This is a genomic window from Afipia carboxidovorans OM5, from assembly GCF_000218565.1.
GTDB classification, from domain to species: domain Bacteria; phylum Pseudomonadota; class Alphaproteobacteria; order Rhizobiales; family Xanthobacteraceae; genus Afipia; species Afipia carboxidovorans.
Genome location: NC_015684.1, coordinates 2,353,237 through 2,376,812 on the forward strand (window position 1 = coordinate 2,353,237; position 23,576 = coordinate 2,376,812).

At 63.5% G+C, this 23,576-nt stretch carries 23 protein-coding genes; 5 read left to right on the top strand and 18 right to left on the bottom strand.

Annotated elements, in window-relative coordinates; genetic code table 11:
* Positions 1–8: 8 nt before the first annotated feature.
* From OCA5_RS10890 to parC, 3 genes are all read right to left on the bottom strand, one after another.
* The gene (locus OCA5_RS10890) at positions 9–1,370 is read right to left on the bottom strand and encodes an Nramp family divalent metal transporter (RefSeq protein ID WP_422836352.1); all 1,362 of its coding nucleotides are present in this window, start codon (positions 1,368–1,370) and stop codon (positions 9–11) included.
* A 51-nt stretch (positions 1,371–1,421) separates the two neighbouring features.
* Positions 1,422–1,916, bottom strand: coding sequence for a tRNA (N6-threonylcarbamoyladenosine(37)-N6)-methyltransferase TrmO (gene tsaA, locus OCA5_RS10895; protein ID WP_012563001.1), 495 nt, complete (start codon positions 1,914–1,916; stop codon positions 1,422–1,424).
* A 258-nt stretch (positions 1,917–2,174) separates the two neighbouring features.
* Complete coding sequence (gene parC / locus OCA5_RS10900) at positions 2,175–4,430, bottom strand: DNA topoisomerase IV subunit A (RefSeq protein WP_012563000.1); 2,256 nt, start codon at positions 4,428–4,430, stop codon at positions 2,175–2,177.
* Between the two features lie 185 nt (positions 4,431–4,615).
* On the opposite strand from parC, the gene OCA5_RS10905 reads away from it, so the two are divergent.
* Positions 4,616–4,894, top strand: coding sequence for a hypothetical protein (locus tag OCA5_RS10905; RefSeq protein WP_012562999.1), 279 nt, complete (start codon positions 4,616–4,618; stop codon positions 4,892–4,894).
* A gap of 73 nt (positions 4,895–4,967) precedes the next feature.
* On the opposite strand, the gene recO is transcribed toward OCA5_RS10905, so the two are convergent.
* The 10 genes from recO to rpoZ form a co-directional block, all read right to left on the bottom strand.
* The gene (recO, locus tag OCA5_RS10910; RefSeq protein ID WP_012562998.1) at positions 4,968–5,717 is read right to left on the bottom strand and encodes a DNA repair protein RecO; all 750 of its coding nucleotides are present in this window, start codon (positions 5,715–5,717) and stop codon (positions 4,968–4,970) included.
* 52 nt (positions 5,718–5,769) lie between these two features.
* On the bottom strand, positions 5,770–6,228 hold the full coding sequence (locus OCA5_RS10915) for a hypothetical protein (protein ID WP_012562997.1): 459 nt from the start codon (positions 6,226–6,228) through the stop codon (positions 5,770–5,772).
* 139 nt (positions 6,229–6,367) lie between these two features.
* Positions 6,368–6,754 (bottom strand): hypothetical protein, encoded by a 387-nt coding sequence (locus OCA5_RS10920; protein ID WP_012562996.1) that lies wholly within the window; start codon positions 6,752–6,754, stop codon positions 6,368–6,370.
* The gene (gene era / locus OCA5_RS10925; protein WP_013913178.1) at positions 6,751–7,665 is read right to left on the bottom strand and encodes a GTPase Era; all 915 of its coding nucleotides are present in this window, start codon (positions 7,663–7,665) and stop codon (positions 6,751–6,753) included. The genes OCA5_RS10920 and era overlap by 4 nt, the downstream gene beginning before the upstream one ends.
* A gap of 19 nt (positions 7,666–7,684) precedes the next feature.
* A complete protein-coding gene (gene rnc / locus OCA5_RS10930) occupies positions 7,685–8,551 on the bottom strand; it encodes a ribonuclease III (RefSeq protein WP_012562994.1) in 867 nt (288 codons plus the stop codon).
* Positions 8,548–9,309, bottom strand: coding sequence for a signal peptidase I (lepB, locus tag OCA5_RS10935; RefSeq protein ID WP_012562993.1), 762 nt, complete (start codon positions 9,307–9,309; stop codon positions 8,548–8,550). The genes rnc and lepB overlap by 4 nt, the downstream gene beginning before the upstream one ends.
* Positions 9,310–9,478: 169 nt before the next feature.
* On the bottom strand, positions 9,479–9,892 hold the full coding sequence (gene acpS / locus OCA5_RS10940) for a holo-ACP synthase (RefSeq protein ID WP_012562992.1): 414 nt from the start codon (positions 9,890–9,892) through the stop codon (positions 9,479–9,481).
* Positions 9,889–10,659 carry a pyridoxine 5'-phosphate synthase gene (locus OCA5_RS10945; RefSeq protein ID WP_012562991.1) on the bottom strand — a complete coding sequence of 257 codons (771 nt, stop codon included), beginning with the start codon at positions 10,657–10,659 and terminating at the stop codon, positions 9,889–9,891. Before OCA5_RS10945 ends, acpS begins: the two co-directional genes overlap by 4 nt.
* A 17-nt stretch (positions 10,660–10,676) precedes the next feature.
* Entirely contained in the window at positions 10,677–12,941 is a 2,265-nt protein-coding gene (locus OCA5_RS10950; protein ID WP_012562990.1) for a RelA/SpoT family protein, read from the bottom strand.
* Positions 12,942–13,140: 199 nt separating this feature from the next.
* Positions 13,141–13,533: a DNA-directed RNA polymerase subunit omega gene (gene rpoZ / locus OCA5_RS10955; RefSeq protein ID WP_012562989.1), complete on the bottom strand. Its 393-nt coding sequence runs from the start codon at positions 13,531–13,533 to the stop codon at positions 13,141–13,143.
* Between the two features lie 300 nt (positions 13,534–13,833).
* Here rpoZ and OCA5_RS10960 point away from each other — a divergent pair, with 300 nt between their 5' ends.
* Together OCA5_RS10960 and OCA5_RS10965 are read left to right on the top strand one after the other, a co-directional pair.
* Positions 13,834–14,475: a LabA-like NYN domain-containing protein gene (locus tag OCA5_RS10960; RefSeq protein ID WP_012562987.1), complete on the top strand. Its 642-nt coding sequence runs from the start codon at positions 13,834–13,836 to the stop codon at positions 14,473–14,475.
* Positions 14,453–15,169, top strand: coding sequence for a uracil-DNA glycosylase (locus tag OCA5_RS10965; RefSeq protein WP_013913181.1), 717 nt, complete (start codon positions 14,453–14,455; stop codon positions 15,167–15,169). The genes OCA5_RS10960 and OCA5_RS10965 overlap by 23 nt, the downstream gene beginning before the upstream one ends.
* Before the next feature lie 115 nt (positions 15,170–15,284).
* Here the strand turns inward: OCA5_RS10965 and OCA5_RS10970 are convergent, their stop codons facing one another.
* The 4 genes from OCA5_RS10970 to dapA are packed head-to-tail and all read right to left on the bottom strand — an operon-like array spanning position 15,285 to position 17,768.
* The gene (locus OCA5_RS10970) at positions 15,285–15,863 is read right to left on the bottom strand and encodes a peroxiredoxin (RefSeq protein WP_012562985.1); all 579 of its coding nucleotides are present in this window, start codon (positions 15,861–15,863) and stop codon (positions 15,285–15,287) included.
* Between the two features lie 55 nt (positions 15,864–15,918).
* Positions 15,919–16,392 (bottom strand): SsrA-binding protein SmpB, encoded by a 474-nt coding sequence (gene smpB, locus OCA5_RS10975; protein ID WP_012562984.1) that lies wholly within the window; start codon positions 16,390–16,392, stop codon positions 15,919–15,921.
* A 22-nt stretch (positions 16,393–16,414) separates the two neighbouring features.
* Positions 16,415–16,831, bottom strand: a complete 417-nt coding sequence (gene mscL / locus OCA5_RS10980) for a large conductance mechanosensitive channel protein MscL (protein ID WP_012562983.1) — start codon at positions 16,829–16,831, stop codon at positions 16,415–16,417.
* Between the two features lie 46 nt (positions 16,832–16,877).
* Positions 16,878–17,768 carry a 4-hydroxy-tetrahydrodipicolinate synthase gene (gene dapA, locus OCA5_RS10985; RefSeq protein ID WP_012562982.1) on the bottom strand — a complete coding sequence of 297 codons (891 nt, stop codon included), beginning with the start codon at positions 17,766–17,768 and terminating at the stop codon, positions 16,878–16,880.
* Between the two features lie 273 nt (positions 17,769–18,041).
* On the opposite strand from dapA, the gene OCA5_RS10990 reads away from it, so the two are divergent.
* Together OCA5_RS10990 and OCA5_RS10995 are read left to right on the top strand one after the other, a co-directional pair.
* Complete coding sequence (locus OCA5_RS10990) at positions 18,042–20,231, top strand: lytic transglycosylase domain-containing protein (protein ID WP_013913183.1); 2,190 nt, start codon at positions 18,042–18,044, stop codon at positions 20,229–20,231.
* 117 nt (positions 20,232–20,348) lie between these two features.
* Positions 20,349–21,239 carry an alpha/beta fold hydrolase gene (locus OCA5_RS10995; protein WP_012562980.1) on the top strand — a complete coding sequence of 297 codons (891 nt, stop codon included), beginning with the start codon at positions 20,349–20,351 and terminating at the stop codon, positions 21,237–21,239.
* Between the two features lie 415 nt (positions 21,240–21,654).
* On the opposite strand, the gene OCA5_RS11000 is transcribed toward OCA5_RS10995, so the two are convergent.
* A complete protein-coding gene (locus OCA5_RS11000) occupies positions 21,655–23,097 on the bottom strand; it encodes a porin (RefSeq protein ID WP_012562979.1) in 1,443 nt (480 codons plus the stop codon).
* Positions 23,098–23,576: the final 479 nt, after the last annotated feature.

The following is a 23,576-nucleotide window of genomic DNA, read 5'->3' on the forward strand; positions in this document are numbered from 1 at the left end:
CGATTTCGTCAGCCACCGGCGATGAAATCGAGGACCAGCTTCGCGTTCAGGATAATCACCACCGCCGCCGTCACCGCGGCCGCCAATGTAAGCCAGCGCGGTGCGACGAACACGCCCATCTTGGCACGGCTGCCGGTGAACATCACAAGCGGCACGATTGCGAACGGCAATTGCAGGCTCAGGATCACCTGACTGAGGATCAGGAGTTCGCCCGAGCCTTTCGGCCCGTACCAGATCGTCACCAATGCCGCCGGCACGATGGCGATGGCACGCGTGATCAGCCGTCTCATCCACGGCGCGATGCGGATATTGATGAAGCCTTCCATCACAATCTGGCCAGAGAGCGTGGCCGTCACCGTCGAGTTCAGTCCGCAGCACAACAGCGCGATGCCGAACAAGGTCGGCGCCCCCGCTGAGCCCAGCATCGGCGCAAGCAACGCGTGGGCGCGATCGAGCTCCGCCACGTCATGATTACCTGCCGCATTGAAGGTTGCCGCCGCGAGGATCAGGATCGAGGCATTGATGGTGAGCGCAAGGCACAGCGCGAACGTCGAGTCGATGGTTGAAAGCTTGATCGCCTCGCGTTTCTCCGCTTCGCTCGAGCCGTAACCACGCGTCTGCACGAGACCCGAGTGCAGATAAAGGTTATGCGGCATCACGGTGGCGCCGAGAATACCGAGCGCGAGATAGAGCATGTCGGGATTGCGCACGATCTCGGTCGTCGGCGCAAAGCCCCGGATCACCGCGCCCCAATCAGGATTTGCCAGCGCAATCTGGATCGCAAAGCACGCCGCGATGACGCCGAGCAGCGCGACGACGAACGCTTCCACCCAGCGGAAGCCCAGCGCCTGCAATGCAAGGATGAGAAACACGTCGAGCGCGGTGATCAGAACGCCGATCTCGAGCGGAATGCCGAATAACAAGTTCAATCCGATGGCGGTACCGATGATCTCCGCAAGGTCGGTGGCGCTGATCGCAATCTCCGCGAACAGCCATAGCGGCCAGCTCACCCATTTCGGGAACGCGTCGCGGCAGGCCTGCGCCAGATCCCGGCCCGCGCCGACGCCAAGCCGTGCGCACAGCGATTGCAGGATGATCGCCATGATGTTGGAGATCAGCGCGACAGACAGCAGCGCGTAGCCGAATTTCGAGCCACCGGCGAGCGAGGTCGCCCAATTGCCCGGGTCCATGTAGCCGACGGCGACAAGGTAGCCCGGCCCGAGGAACGCCAGCAGCTTGCCCCAGAACGTGCCGCTCCGGCGCACGCGGATCGAGCCGAAGACGTCGGACAGCGACGGCTCGCTGTTCGCCAAGCGCCAGCCGCGCCCTGCCACCGCAGGGTCCGTTTTTTGGGGAATCCGCGCATCCATGCCCATAGGATGCATGACCCTGTTACCATATGCAAGTGATTTGCAGAAGCGTTAGCTTGCTTTCTGGTCGTCACCCGGCTGTTTCGGAGCAATCGGCGTGAACTGGCAGCGGTCGGGCTTGAGGTCGATCAGGGGCGTCCCGTCGAGGCAGTCGAGCCCCTGCACCGTGACGATGTTGCCTTCGACCTTCACGAGCCTGGCGACCGAGGTACCGATCGGATTGGGCCGCACCGGCGAGCGCAGCGAGAAGGTGCCGTGTACGTTCTTGTCGCTTGCCGGGCTTTGCAGCACGAGGTCGCGCCGCGACTGGTGCAGCCAGTACAGCACCTCGACGTTGGAATATTTCTCGAGCCCCCTCAGCGCCGCGACCCACGGCTCGAAAATCTCAAGCTGGCATTCGGGGCCGTTCTGCCGCCCCTGCCGCGGGGTCATCATCCGATCGGTCCACGGGGTGTGGATACGACCGATGAAGGTCAACCCGGCATCGGTCGGCGGCGGCGGCGTAATGGCCACCTCACCTTCGCGGATTTCATTCAGACGAACCATGCGGCATCCCCCAGACTTCAAGCACAGCAGAACCTTACTCCCTCGCGCCGCCCGCGGGGAGAGGCAATCATAAACAGGAAGCGTGGTGCCAGGCATTGAGAAAGCGCAACGCCCTTGCCCGATCATCACTGCGCGTCGCAGATGTGCACTGATGGCAAGTGGCCTCTCCCCGTCAGCAGGGAGAGGTGCAACGTTTTTAGATTTTTATCTGACGCGTTTTCTTCACGCGAACCGGTTTCCACTTCGCTTGAAAACGCTTTAGCCGATGGTCTTGCCGAACTTGTTCGACTTCGGGAAACCCTTGGGCGGCAGGCGTCCGGCATCGGCGCGGTTGCCGCGCCAGTCCGACAATTCCTTCCAGGACGCGGAGAACTCGCGGCCCGCGGAATCCCTCCACGTCAGGCCTTCCTTCGCAGTGAAGGTGGTGACGTCCGACAGGCCGCCGTCCTTGTAACGCTGCAGCCGCACGCCGCGACCGCGCGCCATCTCCGGCACCTGCTCGAGCGGGAAAATCAGCATCTTGCGATTCTCACCGATCACCGCAACGGTATCGCCTTCGACAGTCGCAATCGCAGCGACTTCGTTCGGCATGGTGACGTTCATCACCTGCTTGCCCTTGCGGGTATTGCCGACGCAATCGTCCTCGTTGACGACAAAGCCCTGCCCGTCATGGCTCGCGATCAGGAACTTGCGACCACCGGTATTGACGAACAGCGATACGATGTTGGCATCGCCTTCAAGGTCGATGAAGCTGCGGATTGGGTCGCCATGGCCGCGGCCGCCGGGCAGCTTCTGTGCATCCAGCGTGTAAAAGCGGCCATGTGTGCCAAGCAGCAACAGTTTCGAGGTGGTTTCGGCGAAGAACGAAATGCCCAGGCGGTCGTCGGTCTTGAACGTGAGGTTCGAGAGGTCCTCAACATGCCCCTTCAAGGTGCGGACCCAGCCCTTGTCCGACACCACAACGGTAATCGGCTCCCGCTCGACGAAGGCTTCCTCTAATGTGGCAAGATCGTGTTCAGGCGCATTGGCGAACTGGGTGCGGCGTTTGCCGAGCGGGGTCTTCGGCCCGAACAGGTCGCGGACCTTTTTGACCTGCTCGGAGACCTTCTTCCACTGCTCCTCCTCGGAGGCCAGCACTGCCTTGATGCCTTTCAGCTCCGTGCGGAGGTTCTTGTCCTCCCCACGGATCTCCATTTCCTCGAGCTTGCGCAAATTGCGCAGCCGCATGTTGAGAATGGAGTCGGCCTGCAGGTCGGTGAGCTTGAAGGTGCGGATCAGCACCGGCTTCGGCTCGTCCTCGGTGCGGATGATCTTGATGACCTTGTCGAGGTTGAGATAGGCGATCAGGTAACCGCCCAGCACTTCGAGCCGGTGCTCGATCTGGTTCTTGCGATGGTTGGAGCGGCGCACCAGCACGTCGCGCAGATGATCGAGCCATTCGCGCAGACACTCGGCAAGGCCGAGCACCTTGGGCACCCGGCCCTTCACCAGCACGTTGAGATTCAGCGGAATCCGGCTCTCGAGGTCGGTCTGCTTGAACAACGTCTCCATCAGCACTTCGGGATCGACGTTCTTCGACTTCGGCTCGATGACGATGCGAATGTCTTCCGCCGATTCATCGCGGATGTCGCCGACGAGGTGCAACTTCTTCTCGTTGAGCAGTTCGGCGATGCGCTCGATCAGCCGCGACTTCTGCACCAGCCACGGAATTTCGGTGACGACGATGTGCCAGGTGCCGCGCGCGCCATCTTCCTGATGCCACTTCGCGCGCACGCGGAAGGCACCACGGCCCGTATTATAGGCCTCGGCAATCGACTCCTGCCCGTCCACGACGATGCCGCCGGTCGGGAAGTCCGGTCCCTTGACGTAACGTAGGAGGCCCTGCGTCTTGGTCGCGGGCTTGGCAATGAGATGCAGCGCGGCGTCGCAAAGCTCGGCTGCATTGTGCGGCGGGATCGCCGTTGCCATGCCGACCGCGATGCCCTGCGCACCGTTGGCGAGCAGATTCGGGAAGCCGCCCGGCAGGACGGTCGGCTCCTTGTCGCTGCCGTCGTAGCTCGGACGAAACTCGACCGCGTCCTCGTCGAGCCCTTCGAGCAGCAGGCGCGCGACGTCGGTCAGGCGCGATTCGGTGTAGCGCATGGCGGCGGGGTTATCGCCGTCGATGTTGCCGAAATTGCCCTGTCCGTCGACCAGCGGATAGCGCGAGGAGAAATCCTGGGCGAGGCGCACCAGCGCGTCATAGATCGCCTGATCGCCGTGGGGATGGAATCCGCCCATCACGTCGCCGACGATCTTGGCGGACTTCTTGAACGGCGAACTCGGATCGAGCCGCAACAGCCGCATGCCGTAGAGGATGCGCCGGTGAACCGGCTTCAGCCCGTCGCGTGCATCCGGCAGCGCCCGGTGCATGATGGTGGAGAGCGCATAAGCGAGGTAGCGCTCTTCCAGCGCCTCGCGTAGCGCGACTTCCTGCACGTCCTGCGGCTCAGGAGGAATCAGTGTCTTGCCCATGCCGCAGGGGTTAACGCCTCATCCGGGGCGGGACAAGGACGAACCGCGGGCCGCTCCTCACCCGGAAGCGCCCCACCGCTGAATTTTCTGTGGCGAATCGCCCTGATATCGTCACAGGGTTTGGGTTCCATGGAACAATCAGCGGCGCGGACGGGTTGCCGCGTGACACTTTGAGGAGGAAGAGAATGCATCGTCTTGCTCTGGCGGTCATCGCCGCCGTTGCTATCGCGGGCGCCGCGACCCTTGGCACCCCCCGTGCCGAGGCCATGACCCTGCCCGGCATCACCCACGCTCCGGCCAGCCAGGCCCAAGACGTGGCGCTGGTCTGCCGCCGGGTCTGGAACGGCTACCGCTGGGTGCGAAGCTGCTACCGCACCGGCCCGCGCTACTACGCGCCGCGCCCCTACTACCGGCCCCATTATCGGCCGTACCGGCCGCATTACTACCGCCATCGGTTTTACTGATCGCTCGCCTGTCGAGCATCCGAAACGGGCCGGTTCGCCGGCCCGTTTTTATGGGCGGTAGAAAACTGAAACTTCACTCCGCGGCGAGCGTCACCCGCGAGCGCGCCACCGCCGCGATGAAGCCGGCCCGCGCGTCGGAATGCGCCTGTCCGCGTGGCTCCAGCACATTGCGCAACAAAAACATCCCAGTGAGGCGGAAGCCTTCCATGATGTCGGCCTCGCCGTCGGGGCTGCTCTCCTCATTCCCGGCGCGCAGAAACGCCGGGAGCGGCAGCAGCCGTTCGCGCCAGGGCTCGCCCGCCGAGCGCGACACCGCGCAACCGGATTTCGGCGAGACGTAGATGAGATCGGTGTGCGTGCCCGTCGCCGCGCAGCAGGAGAGATCGAGGCCGAAACCCAACTCTTCCAGCATCGCCATCTCGAAGCGTACGACATGGGTCGCGGCAATAACGGGATCGTCGAAATCCTCGAGGATCGCCTCGAACTGCTCGTAGATGCCGTCATGGGGCGCGCGCTCGGGCAACAGCCGCGCCAGCGCCGCCAGATGGGTGATGCCGTAAGCGGCATGCGAATAGCTGAGCATGGTTGCCGCGCGCAGCCGCGTGCCTTCCAAGGCGTAATAGCCGAGATGTTCGTCGAGCCGCGCACGCCAGACCGCGCCGACCGAATTGCCCGGCTGCAACAGCGGCCGCATCCGCGTGCCCGCCCCCCCGCGCACGAGACCGAGGTGACGGCCGTGGCTGCGCGTCAGCAACTCGACGATGGCGTTTGCTTCGCCATGCCGCCGCGTGCCGAGAATAATGCCGTCGTCCGTCCACTCCATGAATCAATCTTACACGATCCGGCCCGTTCCGTCCGGGTGATGCCGCCGTGCGTTACGCCCGCAGATCGACCGCGGACACCATGCCCTGCACGCGCTGAAGCGCCGCCATGGCCTGCGCCAGCGCCGCCTCGCCGGCGTCGTCGTGCCGCCAGCGCGCCCCGGCAACGCCTTCGCGCAGTTTGGCGAACACATCAATCGGCGTCGCGTCGATCTGCTCACCTTCAGCTTTGGAGAGCGGTGTTCCATCGACCCGCAGGCGCGCCTCCGGCGGCGCCATGATGCCAAGGAGGCTGCTGGTCTCGTGCAGATCGAGATCGCCGCTGCGGATCAGCCGGTTCACCGCCTCGCGCAGCTCGCCCGGCGAGATATTGGAGAAATCGTAGCGGCGCGTGCCGGACGCTTCTGGTGAGGCTGTGGACGTGGCCGTGTCCTGCCCCTCCTGCCGCGGCGAGGCATTCGTTCCCGACACGAGCCGCGCACCGAAAGCCGCTATCGCCGACTGAACCTGCATTCCCGCCCTCTCCGTCCCGTATCAGGGCTTTCAAGCAAGTCCAGCGCCAGCGAAAAACGCCTGCGGCTTCAATGATGGCGGTATGGATCGGTCGCCGCTCGGGCGGCAGATTTTGCCAGCACGGCAGTTTCTGCGGCGGCTAGACGAACCAGCCGCGCGCATCGCCGGTGAACGACAGCCGCAGCCCGACCATGGTGAGCGCGGCCGATGCGGCATCGATCACGGTGACAAGCGACCAGCCTTCCTGATTGAGGATGCCGATCAGGGTGAGCACCGAGAGGCCGAGCGCCATCACCAGAAGCCAGCGCGCCCAGTTGCGGCGCTGGCGCGCGGCGAGCCACACCAGATGGCAGAGCAGCAGGATCAGGCTTGCCGACATCAGCGCCGACATTGCGATCACCGACTCCGGCACATCCTCCGGAATGGTCCGGAATGGAAACGACAACGTGTCGACGAGAAGCGAGGCGTAGAGACAGATCTCGAACCGCCGCACGTTCTCCGGCACCACGATCTCATCGCCCCTCATTCCTTCGGAAACTCCAGTCCCATTTCGCGATAACGCTCCGGGTCGTCGCCCCAATTGTCGCGCACCTTGACGAACAGAAACAGATGCACGGGCTGGCCGACAATCTCGGCGATCTCCTTGCGCGCATCGGCGCCGATCGCTTTGATGGTGGCCCCGCCCTTGCCCAGCACGATCTTGCGCTGGCTGTCGCGCTCGACAAAAATCGTCTGCTCGATGCGGACCGACCCGTTGCGCATTTCCTTCCAGCTCTCGGTTTCCACCGTCGACTGGTAGGGCAATTCCTGATGCAGGTTGCGATAGATTTTCTCGCGGGTGATTTCCGCCGCGAGATGACGCAGCGGCGCATCCGACATCTGATCTTCGGGATAGAGATACGGCCCCTCCGGCATCGCGGCCGCAAGCGCACGGCGCAGATCGTCGACACCGTCACCCGACAGCGCCGCGACCATGAAGGTTTCGCGGAACGCGATCCGCTCGTTGGCGCGCTGCGCGAGTGCCAGCAGTTTCTCGCGCGCGACAAGGTCGATCTTGTTGATGACGAGAAATTTCGGATGCTTCACGGCTTCGAGCTTGGTGAAGATCGCCTCGGCTTCCTCGTCCAGACCCGCGCGCGCATCGAGCAGCACGCAGACCATGTCGGCATCATGCGCGCCGCTCCAGGCGGTCGAGACCATCGCGCGGTCGAGCCTGCGCTTCGGTGTAAAGATGCCGGGTGTATCGACCAGCACGATCTGCGCATTGCCCTCGACGACGATGCCGCGGATCAGCGCGCGCGTCGTCTGCACCTTGCGCGAGACGATCGTGACCTTCGAGCCGACGAGGGCGTTGACGAGCGTCGACTTGCCGACATTGGGCGCGCCGATCAGCGCGACAAAGCCGCAACGGGTGGGGTGCGCCTGTTCCTCAGGCATATTGTCAGGCATCCTTTGTTCAGGCGTCCTTGCCGCCGGTCACGCCTTCGCGGTTCAACAAGGCAGACGCCGCCGCCTTTTCCGCCGCGCGTTTGCTGGAGCCGATGCCCTCCGCCGAGGCAAGCCCCGGCAGATCGACCGCGACGCGGAAACGCGGATCATGATGCGGGCCGGTACGCTCGACCTCGCGATAGACCGGCGTCGGCAGACCCTTGCCCTGCGCCCATTCCTGCAAAATGGTTTTCGGATCGCGCAACGGCCGCACCGGGCGGCGCATGCGCTCGGTCCAGTTGCTCAGCACGAACTGCTCGGCTGCGTCATAGCCGCCGTCGAGGAAGATCGCGCCGATCACCGCTTCGCAGATATCGCCGACGATGGAGTTGCGTAGCCGCGCACCGACACCCGCGCCCACCGTGCCGAGCTTGATGTTCTCGTGCAGGCCGAGCGACTTCGCGACATCGACGCAGGCTTCCTTGCGTACGAGATCGGCAAGGCGCTTCGACATCTCGCCCTCGTCGGCCTTCGGGAAGGCGCCGTAGAGCATGTCCGAGACGATGAGGCCCAGCACATGGTCGCCGAGGAATTCGAGCCGCTGATAGCTGTCGGTGCGATTCTGCGACGGCTTGAGCGCCGAAACATGCGTCAGCGCGGTCTTGAGAAGATTTGGATTCTTGAAGGTGTGGCCGATGCGCTGTTCGATCTCGCGCAAGAGCGCCTTGGCGCTCGGCCGCCGCACCTTCTTCGGCGAGGCTTCCGCGGCAGGCTGCTCCGCGACAACCGGCTGCTCCGGCACAGCCTTGCGCTCAGCCGCCTTCGTCGCCGCGGGCTTTGTTTCGGGCGGCTTGTCGTCCTGCACCTGCGCGATGCTCACGACTTCGTCTGTCATCTCACGACCGAGAACAGGCGGCCCCAGCGCACGCTGACGGGCCAGCGCCAGAACTGCCATGCCTGCTCGCCTCTATCGACGGAGAAGAAGATGAGTTGCGCGCGCCCGATCAGATTCTGCTCGGGCACATAGCCGACGCCGGACATCACGCGGCTGTCGCTCGAATTGTCGCGGTTGTCGCCCATCATGAAGTAGTGCCCGTCCGGCACGACATAAACCGCGGTGTTGTCGTAGAAGCCGTTATCGACGCAATCGAGCGTCTTGTAGCTCACGCCGTTCGGCAGCGTTTCCTGCCACTGCTTGACGCGCGCAGTCGCATCGCCCGAGCCGCAGGGATCCTCGCCGACATAATCGGCAACCCGCTCGCGCTTCACCGCGGCGTCGTTGATGAAGACCTGGCCTTCCTTCAACTGGATGCGGTCGCCCGGTAGTCCGATCACGCGCTTGATGTAGTCGATGTTGTCTTCACGCGGGAAACGGAACACGACGATATCGCCGCGCTCGGGTGCAGAGCCGAAGATACGGCCGGAGAACAGCGGCGGCGAGAACGGCAGCGAGTAATGGCTGTAGCCGTACGAGTATTTCGAGACGAACAGATAGTCGCCGACGAGCAGCGTCGACTCCATCGAGCCCGACGGGATGTTGAAGGGCTGGAACAGAAAGGTGCGGATTACCGCCGCGATGATGAGCGCATGGATGACGACGCGGATGGCCTCGCCGATTCCACCCTCGGATTTGGTGCCGGATGTCGCGCTCATACTGTCTCAAGTCCCTCGAAAAACAGGCGCGGCGATCGATCGAAGCACCTGCGCGGGTTTTAGACGCTTGCCGCATCGGGCGCAATCAAGTGCCGCCTGACAATCTGGCAAATAGTTGATATCTCTTTGGAAATAGAGCCAGAGAGAAATTTCCCCGGCGGTTCCGCCGCTACCCCCTGGGAAGCGCGGAAATGATGACAAAGGCCTGTGCCGTGGGCCAATCATCGGTAATCGTGAGGTCGATCCGGGCTTCATGGCCGGGCGGCAGCAGTGATTCGAGTCGCACCAGCGCGCCCCCGGTGAGCTGCATGGTCGGCCGGCCGCCGGGCAGGTTCACCACCCCCATGTCGCGCCACCAGACCCCCTGACGGATGCCGGTGCCGAGCGCCTTGGCGCAGGCCTCCTTGGCGGCGAAGCGCTTGGCATAGGTTGCAACCCACGCGCGAGGCGCTTTCGCCCTGCGCTCCGCCTTGGCCTGCTCGGCCTCCGTGAAAATGCGGTCGATGAAGCGCGCGCCGTGACGCTCGATCACCTCCTGGACCCGGCGGATATCGATGGTGTCGGACCCGATTCCGAGAATCATGCCTGCCCCACGTTGGATTCCGCTTTGGCCCGGCCGCGTGCCATCGCCGCGCGCATGGTTCCGATCGCCTGCTTCAGGCCGACGAACAGCGCCTCCCCCATCAGGAAGTGACCGATGTTGAGTTCGACGATCTGCGGCAGCGCCGCAATCGTCTCGGCGCTCGCATAGTCGAGACCGTGGCCCGCATGGACTTCGAGCCCGAGCGAATGCGCAAGCTTCGCGCCTTCGACGATGCGCTTCCACTCGGCGTCCGCCTTGCTGCTTCCCGCTATGAGCGCATCGCACCACGTGCCGGTGTGCAGTTCGATCACCGGCGCTTTCAACTGCGCCGCCATTTCGATCTGCTCACGATCAGGCGAGATGAACAGCGAAGTGCGGATGCCGGCGGCATTGAATTGCGCGATCGCGGGCGCAAGCGTCCCCTGCTGACCGACGACATCGAGACCGCCTTCCGTGGTGATCTCCAGTCGCCGCTCCGGCACGAGGCATACCGCATGCGGCTTGGTGGCGAGCGCGATCCCGATCATCTCCCCGGTCGCGCCCATCTCGAAATTCAGCGGCTTGGAAATCTCGCGCTTCAGCCGCGCCATATCGTCGTCGCGGATATGACGGCGATCCTCGCGCAGATGCGCGGTGATGCCATCGGCTCCGGCTTCGATCGCGAGCAGCGCCGCGCGCACCGGATCGGGCAGAAGGCCGCCGCGCGCGTTACGCAGCGTGGCAACATGATCGACATTGACCCCAAGGCGGAGCGGCGGAACAGACATCGCGATGATCCGAAAGGTTAGCCGTTGACCCGTTCGACGCTCGCGACCACGGCTTTCGCGCGCAACTGGTTGATGATCCCGTTGAGATGCTTGAGGTCATAGACCTCGAGATCGATGATGAGATCGGTGAAATCCGGCGAGCGGCGGCTCATGCCGATATTGTCGATATTGCCGTCATGCTCGGCGATGACGCCCGCGATCTGTGCGAGGCTGCCGGGCTCGTTGACGTTCTGAACGTGCAGCCGCGCCGGGAAGCGCCGCGGCGGCGCGCTCTCGTCGATGTCCCAGCGCACGTCGACCCAGCGCTCCGGCTCTTCCTCGAAGTCCTTCAGCGCAGGCGCCTGGATCGGATAAATGGTGATGCCCTCGCCCGGCATGACGATGCCGACGATGCGATCGCCCGGCACCGCGCCGCCGTTCGGCGCGAACTTCACCGGCAAATCGGAATTGAGGCCGCGGATCGGGATCGCGGTCTTCGCTGGCTCGACCGGCGCCTTGGCCTTGGCAGCTTTGAGGCCGCTCTGGCGCGCCTCCTCCTTGTAATCAGGATACATCGCACGCGCGACGTCGGCGGCCTTGATCTCGCCCCGACCCACCGCCGCCATCACCTCTTCAATAGAGCTGCGCGCAAGGCGCGGCAGCGCGCCCGTCAGCTTGTCGTCGGCGTAGACGATCTTCGCGCGCGTAAACAGGCGTTCGACGATGCGCCGCCCAAGCGCAGCATACTGATCGCGCACCGCGGCGCGCGTCGCACGGCGGATCGCGGCCTTGGCCTTGCCGGTGACGGCGAGCTGCTCCCACGCCGATGGCGGCGCCGACTGCGCGCGCGAGGTCAACACCATGACCTCATCACCATTGTGCAATTCCGACGACAACGGCGAGAACTGGCCGTTGATCTTGCAGCCCACCGTGCTGTTGCCGACATCGGTATGCACCGCATAGGCAAAGTCGATCACGTTGGCATGGCGCGGCAGCGCAATCAGCTTGCCCTTCGGCGTGAAGCAGAACACCTGATCGTGGAACAGCTCCATCTTGGTGTGTTCGAGAAACTCTTCCGGATTGGCGCTTTCCGCGAGCATCTCGATGGTGTGGCGCAGCCAGGCGAACGCATTCGATTCACGCTTGAGCATCTCGGCCGGAGAATCTGCGCCCTCTTTGTAGAAGGCGTGCGCGGCGATGCCGTATTCGTCGATCCGGTCCATCTCTGCGGTACGGATCTGCAGTTCGACGCGCTGGTTGCCGGGCCCGATCACCGTAGTGTGGATCGAGCGATAGTCGTTCTGCTTCGGCGTCGAGATGTAATCCTTGAAGCGGCCGGGCACGACCGGCCAGCAGGTGTGCACGACGCCGAGCGCGCGGTAGCACTCCTCCGGCGTCTCAACGATGATGCGGAAACCGAACACGTCGGACAATTGCTCGAAATTGACCGACTTGCGCTCCATCTTGGTCCAGATCGAATACGGCTGCTTACGCCGTCCCTTCACCAGCGCCTTGATGCCGTGCTTTTCGAGGCTCGCGAACAGTTGCGTCTCGATCTCGCCGATCAGATTGCGGTTGAGGTCGGTCAGCGCATCGAGCCGCTGCGTCACCACCTCATGCGCGTCGGAATCGAGCACGCGGAATGAGAGGTCTTCGAGCTCCTCGCGCATTTCCTGCATGCCCATGCGGGCGGCGAGCGGCGCGTAGATGTCGAGCGTCTCTTCGGCAATGCGCTTGCGCGAGGCCGGCGGCATGAACTCCATCGTGCGCATGTTGTGCAGCCGGTCCGCGAGCTTGACCAGCAACACGCGCACGTCGCTCGAGATTGCGAGTAGGAGCTTGCGCAGATTCTCCGCCTGCTTCGCCTCGCGCGAGACGAGTTCAAGCCGTTTCAGCTTGGTCAGGCCCTCGACCAGCGCACCGATCTTGGTGCCGAACAACTGATCGATCTCGGCGCGGGTGGATTCGGTGTCCTCGATTGTGTCGTGCAGCAGCGCCGCGACAATGGTCGCGTCGTCGAGCTTGAGGTCAGTGAGGATCGCCGCGACTTCGAGCGGATGGGAGAAATACGGGTCACCCGAGGCGCGCTTCTGCTCCCCATGCGCCTTCATGGCATAGACGTAAGCGCGGTTGAGCAGGTCCTCGTCGGTGTTGGGGTTATAGGCCCGCACCCGGTCGACGAGGTCGTACTGGCGCATCATACCCGCACGATTGGCCTTCGCGGGGCGCCGCGGCGCAACCGCGGCCCCGGCCACGCCGGCATCTGCCTGCGTCTGACCTGCGCTGCGCCCACCGACCGCCATCTTCGTTTCACCTCCGGGATTCGGGATCATCCCTCCACAGGAATATCGCTGCCCCCGGTTCCATTCGCAAGCAAGGTTGTTGTGAAATCTTTAATGGGATCAAAAACAAAAGGCCCGGAGCAAGCCCCGGACCTCGTCTTGCACGATCCCTGTCGCGCACTCGGCCTGGTCGCCTCGCAAGGCGACCTCGGCGGGAGGATCACTCCTCCTCTTCGGGCTGCTCTTCCGGAGGGGCGAGGCCTTCGAGACCCTTCAGAAGCTCCTCCTCGGTCATCCGCTCGACGGCGACCTCGGTGTCGTCGGCATCGACGCTCGCACCGGCCGAACCGATCAACGGAATCGTATCCGGCTCCGGCTCGTCGACTTCGACGAACTTCTGGAGCGAGTGCACGAGCTCTTCCTTGAGGTCTTCCGGTGCAATGGTCTGGTCGGCAATCTCACGCAGCGAGACGACGGGATTCTTGTCGTTGTCGCGATCAACGGTAATCGGCGAGCCAGACGAAATCATGCGCGCACGATGCGCGGCCAGGAGCACCAGATCAAACCGATTGTCGACTTTGTCGATGCAGTCTTCGACGGTCACGCGCGCCATAAAGCCGCTCCGTAAACTGATGAAAAAATTGTTGCGATGCCGCACTGAATACAAGGAATGCGCGAGAATCGCAACCATCAAATTTGCCCGTATTTACGGGCCTTTTTGCGGCTCGAGAGGGGTTCCAGGAGGCAATGCGTCCCAATGTGGTTCACATTTTCGACCCAGGGTCGTTTTGCCCCACTCTTTCCATTGACGGACAAGCTTTTGCTTCAATGCGAACTCAATATATCGTGACGAACCACCCGTGCGAAGAATTCGCGCCAATAACGTCAAAACAAGCGAACGAGAAACCTTTTGATGACACCATCGTCTTCGAACAAAATCGCTCTTTTCATTGATGGGGCCAATCTTTACGCAACTGCGAAAACTCTGGGGTTTGATATCGACTACAAACGCCTCCTGCTTGAGTTTCAGAGCCGTGGCTCGCTGGTGCGCGCTTTCTATTACACCGCGATCATCGAGGATCAGGAGTACTCCTCGATCCGCCCGTTGATCGACTGGCTGGACTACAACGGCTATACCGTCGTCACCAAGGCGACGAAGGAATTCATCGACGCAAGCGGCCGCCGCAAGGTGAAAGGCAATATGGACATCGAACTCGCGGTCGATGCCATGGAGTTGGCCGAACATATCGACCAGATGGTGCTGTTCTCGGGCGACGGCGATTTCCGCTCGCTGGTCGAGGCCGTGCAGCGCCGCGGCGTGCGTGTCACCGTGGTTTCCACCATTGCGAGTCAGCCGCCGATGATCGCGGACGAGTTGCGCCGCCAGGCGGATGTCTTTACTGATCTCGTTCAGTTGCAATCGAAGATCGGCCGCGACCCCGGCGAGCGCACGCAGGTGCGCGAACCCCGCGAGCGCCAGCACACGCCGCAATTCCTGCAGCGCAGCGCCAGCACGATTGCACCGCGGGGCGATGACGAAGATTTCGACGACTGAAGCCAGATCCGGCGCGGGGCGGCGAACCGCCTCGCGCCGCGCTTCCTCCCCTTCCCTTTCCGACACATCGCATCCCGGCCACGACTGCCCGCTCTGCCCGCGGCTTGTCGAATTCCGCGAAGCGAACCGCGCCGCGCATCCCGACTGGTTCAATGGCCCCGTGCCGCCGCTCGGCGGGCGTGATGCGGCGGTGCTCATCGTCGGCCTCGCGCCGGGGCTGCAAGGCGCGAACCGCACCGGGCGGCCGTTCACCGGCGACTATGCGGGTGACCTTCTGTACGCGACGCTGCTCGAATTCGGATTTGCCAGCGGCCGGTACGAGGCGCGACCGGACGATACGTTGAAGCTCGTCGATTGCCGGATCGGCAACGCCGTGCATTGCGTGCCGCCGCAGAACAAGCCGACACCGGCCGAGATCAACACCTGCCGGCAGTTTCTGGTCTCGACGATCAAGGACATGCCGCGCCTGAAGGCGATCGTCACGCTCGGGCGCATCTCGCACGACTCGACGCTGAAGGCGCTCGGCCTGCCGCTGCGCGCCGCGCCGTTCAAGCATGGCGGCGAATTCCAGCACGGCGCGCTGCGCGTGTTCAGCAGCTATCACTGCTCGCGTTACAACACCAACACCGGCGTGCTGACGCCCGCGATGTTTCGCGCGGTGTTTGCCAGCGTGCGGGATTATCTGGATCGGTAGAGCGATCTCATTCACCTCTCCCGTGGGGAGAGGTCGGAGGCGGAGCGATAGCGAACGCCTCCGGGTGAGAGGGCGCGACCTCTCCCCGCCGGGGAGAGGTGAAGAACCGCGCCCCTCAGCGCACCGGATTCGCCTTCAGCCATTCCAGCACATCGCCCGCGTTCCGGTCCGGCGGAAACACCGGATAGAAAACGTGGGTGATGACGCCGTTGTCGGCGATGAACGCAAGCCGCTTCAGCAGCGTCATGTCCGCGACCTCCATGGTCGGCAGCTTCAAGGCGCGTGTCAGTTCGAGCTTGTGGTCTGAGAGCACCGGAAACGGCACATGCAGCCGCTCCACCATCTCGCGCTGATAGGCCGGGTCTTGGGTCGACAATCCGAACACGGCACTCGCGCCGGCGGCCCTCATATCGTGCGCAAGATCGCGGAACGCGCAGGTCTGCGGGGTGCAGCCGCGCGCGCCGGGGATCATGTCCCAGTCCGCGACGAGGCTGATCTCGCCGGGCTTGCCGGTGCGCGGATAGGCGAAGACGACGATCCGGCCCTTCTGCCTGGCCAGTGTCCAGGCCGTGCCGTCGGTGCCCTCCATGGCAATGTCCGGGAGCGGCTTTCCTTTGAGGTGCGCAGCCGCGCCGTCATCTTCCGGCGCCGGGATCGCGCTCCAATCGACTCCCATCAGGTTTGGCTGGTTCATCGTCCATCGTCCCGTTCAGGTCTCGTTATTCCCAAGGCGACGACGATCGGCGCCTTTATCCCCTCGCCCGCAACAGCCGGCTCTTCTCGCGCGACCAGTCGCGCTTCTTTTCGGTCTCGCGCTTGTCGTGCAGCTTCTTGCCCTTGGCGAGCGCGAGTTCGAGCTTAAGCCGCCCCTGTTCGTTGAAGTACATCTTCAACGGAATGAGTGTCATGCCTTCGCGCTCGATCGCGCCGATCAGCTTGTTGATCTGCCGCTTGTGGAGCAACAGCTTTCGCGGTCGGCGCGGCTCGTGATTGAAACGGTTGGCCTGAAGGTATTCGGGGATGTTGGCGTTGACGAGCCAGATTTCGCCGTTCTTGGAATCGGCATAGGATTCCGAGATCGTGCTTTTGCCATTGCGCGCGGATTTCACTTCGGTGCCGGTCAGCATCACGCCGGCCTCGAAGGTGTCCTCGATGGAATAGTTGAACCGCGCCTTGCGGTTTTCCGCAACGACCTTGATCGGGCGCGCCTTTTTCTCAGTCATCGCTGCCGCCTGGCGGCACTCCTTACTTGGTCTTCAGGATATCGCGAATTTCCGTGAGCAATACCTGATCCTTGGTCGGCGCCGGCGCTTCGGCGGGCTTTGCTTCCTCGCTGCGCTTGATCCGATTGATGAGGCGGATCACGATGAACAGCACGAAGGCGATGATGAGGAAGTTGAGCGTCACCGTGAGGAAGCTGCCATAGGCGAGCACCGCGCCCTGTTTCTTGGCGTCGACGAGATTAGTCGCGGTGACTTCCTTCGAGAGGCCGATGAAGTAGTTCGAGAAGTCGAGGCCGCCGGTGATCGCGCCGATCACAGGCATAATGACGTCGCCGACGAGAGAGGACACGATCGCGCCGAATGCCGCGCCGATGATGACGCCGACCGCGAGGTCGACGACATTGCCCTTCATTGCAAACTCGCGAAACTCCTTGAGCATCGAGCCCTCCCCTCTCTGGCCTGTGGCCTTCGCAATTCCGTCGACGTCAGTTGAGCAGACCGGCGTGCACCATCGACTGGCGCACGATCTCCCTGTTCGCCTCCGACAATTCCACCATCGGCAGCCGCAGCGTATTCGACATCTTGCCGAGCAGCGACAGCGCGTACTTCACCGGCGCCGGGTTGGCCTCGATGAACAGGTTGGTGTGCAGCGGCACCAGCTTGTCCTGAATCTTCAGGGCCGTCGCATAGTCGCCCTTCAGACACGCAGTCTGGAATTCCGAGCACAGCCGCGGCGCGACGTTCGATGTCACCGAGATGCAGCCATGGCCGCCATGGGCCATATAGCCGAGCGCGGTGATGTCCTCGCCGGAGAGCTGGTTGAAGTCCTCGCCCATCGCGGCGCGCTGCGCCGAGACACGCGCGATGTTCGCCGTCGCATCCTTCACGCCGGAGATGTTCTTCAGCTCGAACAGGCGCTTCATGGTGTCGGTCGACATGTCGACGACCGAGCGGCCGGGGATGTTGTAGATAATGATCGGAATTCCGATCGCATCGTTGACCGCCTTGAAGTGCTGGTAGAGCCCTTCCTGCGTCGGCTTGTTGTAATAGGGCGTGACGACGAGCACCGCCGCGGCACCGACCTTCTCGGCATGCTTGGCCAGCCCGATCGCTTCCGCGGTCGAGTTTGAACCGGCACCGGCAATCACCGGCACCCGGGCCTTCGCCTCGTCCACGCACCACTCGACAAGCTGCTTGTGCTCGTCATGCGTGACCGTCGGGCTCTCACCCGTCGTCCCCACCGGCACGAGGCCATGGGTGCCCTCGGCGATCTGCCAACTCACAAGGCCACGGAACGCCGCCTCGTCGAGGCCGCCGTTTTTGAAAGGCGTGACCAAGGCCGTAAAGGAACCCCGAAACTTGCTCTTGGCCGTCATCGTCTTTCTCCGCAGATCCATTGTATCGCGCGCAATTGCGCCTCGCCCGAACGCGCGGGCAAGGCTGACTAGATACCGGCTCCCGCGCCGCGATGAAAGGGCGCAGCAAGCATTCCGGCCCGATTTGCAGGCATGTGTGGCTGCTGCGGCCTCGAATCCGCCGCCCTTTGCGGGAATGGTGCCGGTTCCCTGCAAATTCCTGTTTGGGGCCTGAATCCAATAGATTAGACCCGTCTGAAACGGCAACGGGGTGATTCGCAGCGAAGGATGGCCGTGGCATCTCTTCTCTTCAAAACGGCCGCGCTCGCAGGCGGGGCCCTGATGATCGTGACGCTCGCGCCCGCTCCTGTCGAAGCGGTGCCCCTGCCGCGGCCGCGCCCGATCCCGCGCAACGTGATCCCGCAGACCGCAAAGTCGCTGTCGCAGCTTCCCGCCCAGCCGAAGCTCAACGGCGCGCCGCCGCCCGCCCCCCTGGCCGCGAAGCCGCCGGTGCAGGCCGCACCGCCGCCGCGCCCGCTGGCCTCGAAGTCGCGTGCGCCGCTTGCGGTCGCCCCGACCTCGACCACCTCGCGCGCCGACCTGCAGACGCTGCAACAGATCATCGACCTCGTCCGCGCCAAGCGTCAGCAGGACGCGACGCAGATGCAGAGCTCGATCAGCGATCCGCTGGCGCGCAAGCTGTCGGAATGGATCATCCTGCGCAGCGAGGACAATGGCGCCTCCTCCGACCGCTACCTCGCCTTCATCACCGAGAACCCGAGCTGGCCGAGCCAGACCTTCTTCCGCCGCCGCGGCGAGGCCGCGCTGTGGGACGACCGCCGTGACGACAGCACCATCCTCGCCTTCTTCGGCAACGAGCAGCCGCTTTCGGCGAAGGGACGTTTCGCGCTCGCCCGCGCGCTGCTCAACCGCGGCGATCAGGCACGCGCCGCGCGGCTCGTTCGCACGGCCTGGCATGAGGATTTCTTCACCTCGGCCGTGGAGGACGCAGCCCTCTCGCAATTTTCCGCACTCCTCAGCGGCGGCGATTACAAGCGGCGGATGGAAGAGCTTGCCTACGGCAGCGACACCGACGGCGCGTTGCGCGCGGCAAAGCATCTCGGCGGCGGCTATGTCGCACTCACCAAGGCGCGGATCGGCCTCAACCGCAGGACCGGCAACCCGCGCGCGCTGCTCAACGCCGTGCCGGCCAACCTGCGCGGCGACCCGCTCTACGTCCTGAGCCGGATTCAATATCTGCGGCGCGAGGACAAGATCACCGAGGCCGCGCGGCTGATGCTGGACGCGCCGCGCGACCCGGCACGCCTCGTCAACACCAACGAATGGTGGATCGAGCGGCGGCTGCTGGCGCGCAAGCTGATCGACATCGGCGAGCACCGCACCGCCTATCGCGTGGCGCGCGACGCGGCGATCCCCGAACGCGGCATCTACAAGACCGAGCGGGAGTTCACTGCGGGCTGGATTGCTCTGCGTTTCCTGAAGGACCCCGCCACCGCCGCCCAGCACTTCGCCCGCATCGGCATCAACACCACCAACCCGACCGCGCAGGCGCGCGCGGGCTACTGGCAGGGTCGCGCAGCGGAGGCCGCCGGACGTTCGCAGGAGGCACGCACCGCCTATCAGGCGGCGGCCGTGCATTCCACCAGCTATTACGGCCAGCTTGCACGCGCCAAGCTGCATTTGCCGCAATTGAGCCTCGCCGGAAAACCCGCGACCCCGCGCGGCGCGTCGCGGCTCGAGGTGGTGCGCGCGGTCGAGCTTCTCTACGCGCTGGATGAGGGCAACTACATCATCCCGATCATGTCGGACATGGGCGAGAACGCCGATCCCGACGCGCTCGCTGCGCTGTGCGACCTCGCCGAGCGCAACAACGATCCGCGCGGCATGCTGATCGCCGGCAAGGCGGCACTAAACCGCGGCCTGCCGTTCGACCACTATGCCTATCCGGTGAATGGCATCCCGCCCTATCGCAACCTCGGCCCGCAGGTGGAGAAGGCCATCGTCTTCGCCATCGCGCGGCAGGAAAGCGCCTTCAACCCCACCGTCGTGTCGCCCGCCAACGCCTACGGCCTGATGCAGGTGACGCCGGGCGCGGCCAAATACGTCACCAAGAAGTACGGCGGCACCTATGATCTCGCGCGGCTGAAGGGCGACCCGCCCTACAACGCAATGCTCGGCGCGGCCGAACTCGGCGGGCTGATCGAGGATTATCGCGGCTCCTACATCATGACGTTCGCTGGCTACAACGCGGGACGCGGCAGCGTGCGCAAATGGGTCGCGCGCTACGGCGACCCGCGCGATGCAAGCATCGATGCGGTGGACTGGGTGGAGCTGATCCCGTTCTCGGAAACCCGCAACTATGTGCAGCGGGTGATGGAGAACCTGCAGGTCTATCGCGCCCGCTTCGGCGGCAGCCACCAATTGCTGATCGAAGCCGACCTGCGCCGTGGCGCGGTGCAGTAAGCGTTGTCGTCGCTCCCGCGAAAGCGGGAGCCCAGCATTCTCGCCTCTCTTAAAATGCTTACTCTGCTTACAATGAATCCCCGCCTGCGCGGAGACGACTTGTCGAAAGCACCAGCTATGCCCGCCCTCCAACACATCTTCACCACCTCCGCTGATGGCCTGCGGCTGCACGCGAGCACCATCGGTCCTCAAGATGCGGCGGCACTGCCGGTGCTGGCCCTACCCGGCCTGACGCGGACGACGGAGGATTTCGACGCGGTCGCACAGGCACTCGCCACCGATCCGCGGCAGCCGCGCCGCCTGGTGGCAATCGACTATCGCGGCCGCGGCCAGTCCGATTTCGATCCTGACCCTGCCCATTACACCGTGCCGATCGAGGCGACCGACGTCCTGACGCTCGCTGCCGCTGCGGGCGTCTCACGCGCGATCCTGCTCGGCACTTCGCGCGGCGGGCTGATCTCAATGGGACTCGCGGCGACGCAGCCGGATCTCGTCGCGGGTGTCATCCTCAACGACGTCGGCCCTGTGCTCAAGATGAGGGGACTGATGAAGATCAAGGGCTATCTCGGCGTGGGGGCGACGCCGCGCACCTGGCGCGAGGCGGAAGACGGCATGCGGCGGCTGTTCGCGAACGTGTTTCCCGCGCTCACCGATGCGGAGTGGAGCGCATGGGCGCATCGCGCCTTCCGCGAGGATAGCGACGGCCAACTGATCCGGACGCATGATGTAGCGCTCGCGCGCGCCTTCGATGCGATCACGCCGGACACGCCACCACCGGCGCTGTGGGAGCTGTTCGATTCGATGGCAAAGCTGCCGCTGTTATCGATTCGCGGCGCACTCTCGGATTTGCTGTCAGCCGCTTGCGTCAGCGAAATGCAGCGGCGGCGACCGGATATGGAGACATGGGACGTGCCGCTGCAGGGCCATGCGCCTTTGCTGGCGGATGAACCGACCATCGCGCGGATCAAGGCGTTTTGCAAAAGATGCGATGGGGCAGGTGGTTTTTAGAGCGCACCTTTTAATCGCCAGCGATGTTTGAGGTCCACCTCTCCCGTGTGGAGAGGTGGAGGCGAAAACGATAGTGAACGCCTCCGGGTGAGGGCGTACAATCTCTCAAGTAGACTCAGGAGCCCCCTCACCCGCTCACCATAGCGCGTTGAAGACGCGCGTAAACGCGCTGATGGCTCGCCGACCTCTCCCCGCTGGGGGGAGGTGAAGAAAGCGAGCGCTCCTCGCAATGACGGAGACTCCCTCGCCCTCACTCACTCCCTGCGTCCATGTTCACCTTCGTCCCTCACCCAGTAAGAACGGGGAGAGGGAGTAGTTTCGTCAAGGCGGAGAGAGGGAGTGCCCTTCCCAAAAACAAAACCCCGGCAGTCGCCTGCCGGGGTTCGTTCGATGGCTTCACCCGAAGGTGATGCGATCAGAAGTTGCGCTGAACGCGGAGAACGCCGGAGTAAGCGTCCTGATCGCCGTAGGCGTAGCCCTGGCCAGCACGCGTGCCGACGCCGTTCTCCACACCAACGTTGTTCTGCTTGATGTTGACCCAGGTCGCTTCGGCGATGAACGCGAGGTTCTTCACCGGCTTCCAGGTCGTGCTCACGCCCAACTGGCTGATGTTGAAGTCCGGGTTGCAGGTCGTAGCGTTGGCAGCATACCCAGCGTTGCAGATGATCGTCGTGGCGTTGCCATTGTAATCAACATGCGACCACGAACCGAACACGCTGGACGACCAGTTCTTGTTCCAGTTGTGGTTGAAGGCGCCGTTGAAGCCATAGGCCTTGGTCAGCTCGATGCCAGTACCGACATCGAACACGCCATCAGCAACCGGCACACCAGCAAACGTGAGACCACCACCATCGTAGCGGACAAAGTTACGCGGCGTCGCACCGGACTGGCCGAGCACGTAACGCAGCGCACCCTCGGTGTAGGTACCGCTGATCTTGATGTCGTCGCCGGGTCCGGTTGGCAGGTTCTTGAGCTGCAACGCACCGGTCACAGCGAAGCCCCACTTGTCGCCCGGATGGCCATTGATGATGGTACCGCTGTTACCCGTGGCGCCGCCATTGTAGTAGTTGCCGGTGACCTGATGGGCAGCAGCCGACAACTGGATCAGACCCCAAGCCTGGTCGAGGCGGATGTTACCGACCACGTCCACAGCCGTTCCCGCCTGATAGGCGTTGTTATAAGCGCCGACCGCATTGATCGTGCCATTGGCGTTGTAAACGCCAACGCGATTAGCCTGCTCCTGCGCATCAACACCGATGCTGGCCGAAACGCCATTGCCGAACTGCCAGGTGTACTGGATATTGTTCACACCGGCGTCGTAGTTCGGTCCACCCATGAGGGTCGAGTTGAGGTTGCCCGGAGCGCCGTTCCACGGCAGGGCGTAAGCCGAAGCCGAACGACCGAAGGTGAAGCCGGCGAACTGGATGAACGCCGCCTCAACGCGCATGGAGCCAGCGGCCTGCGTATCGGGGCCGTCGACGTTGCCGCTGTTGAACTGCGGGCCGAACGCACCGAAGGTGCGGACCACGCCGTACTCAGTTGCGGTACGGGTGTCGATGTTCATCATGATGCGCGAACGGGTGTAGTAGTTCGCGTAAACATCGTTGTTGCCGGCGGTGCCGGAGATGTAGGTCGCGTCGGTCGAAGCGCCGCCAATGTTCACTTCCGCACGGACATAGCCGCCGATACGAATGCAGGTGTCGGTGCCGGGGATGTAGTAGAAGCCGGCTCCGTACAGCGAACAAACCTTCACGTACTCGACCGCTTTGGCCTTGACGGGAAGATCAGCCGCCTGTGCGCCACCGATCGCAACGATTGCCGCTGCCGATCCGAGGACAAGGCTCTTAATCTTGGTCATAAAACCTCCAATATGATGTGTAGGGAAGGTTCCGGCCCGCTGGTGTAAGTCACACCTGACGTTTGGTCCCCTTATCCCCGTGACCGCCTGGTCGCCTCGCGCTTTCGGACACTCCCGCACAAACGCGAGCGACTTAAGCGAAACTTCCAAACGGGACGACCTCGGGATGCCCCCCTCCGTCGCATGGGCAGAATTACCTAACGTTCCTGCACAAGCAACAAAGACCAGCCCGATCCCGAGGTGGATTGGATCGTTTCCAAATAACTGTTGCACAAAAATCACTTACCATTTTGTGAGGAAATGGAGCAATACATTGATTTATAAGTGATATTCAGAATATCCCAAGCTTTGAATTGCTGCGTTGCATTTCTGCATCACCGCCTCGGATCGCCCCTTGATCAGGCTTTTCCGACGAATCAAACGATTCCCCGTCCCCACACTTTTCTATCGAAAACGGTGTCTGCAGGAGGCCAAAAAAC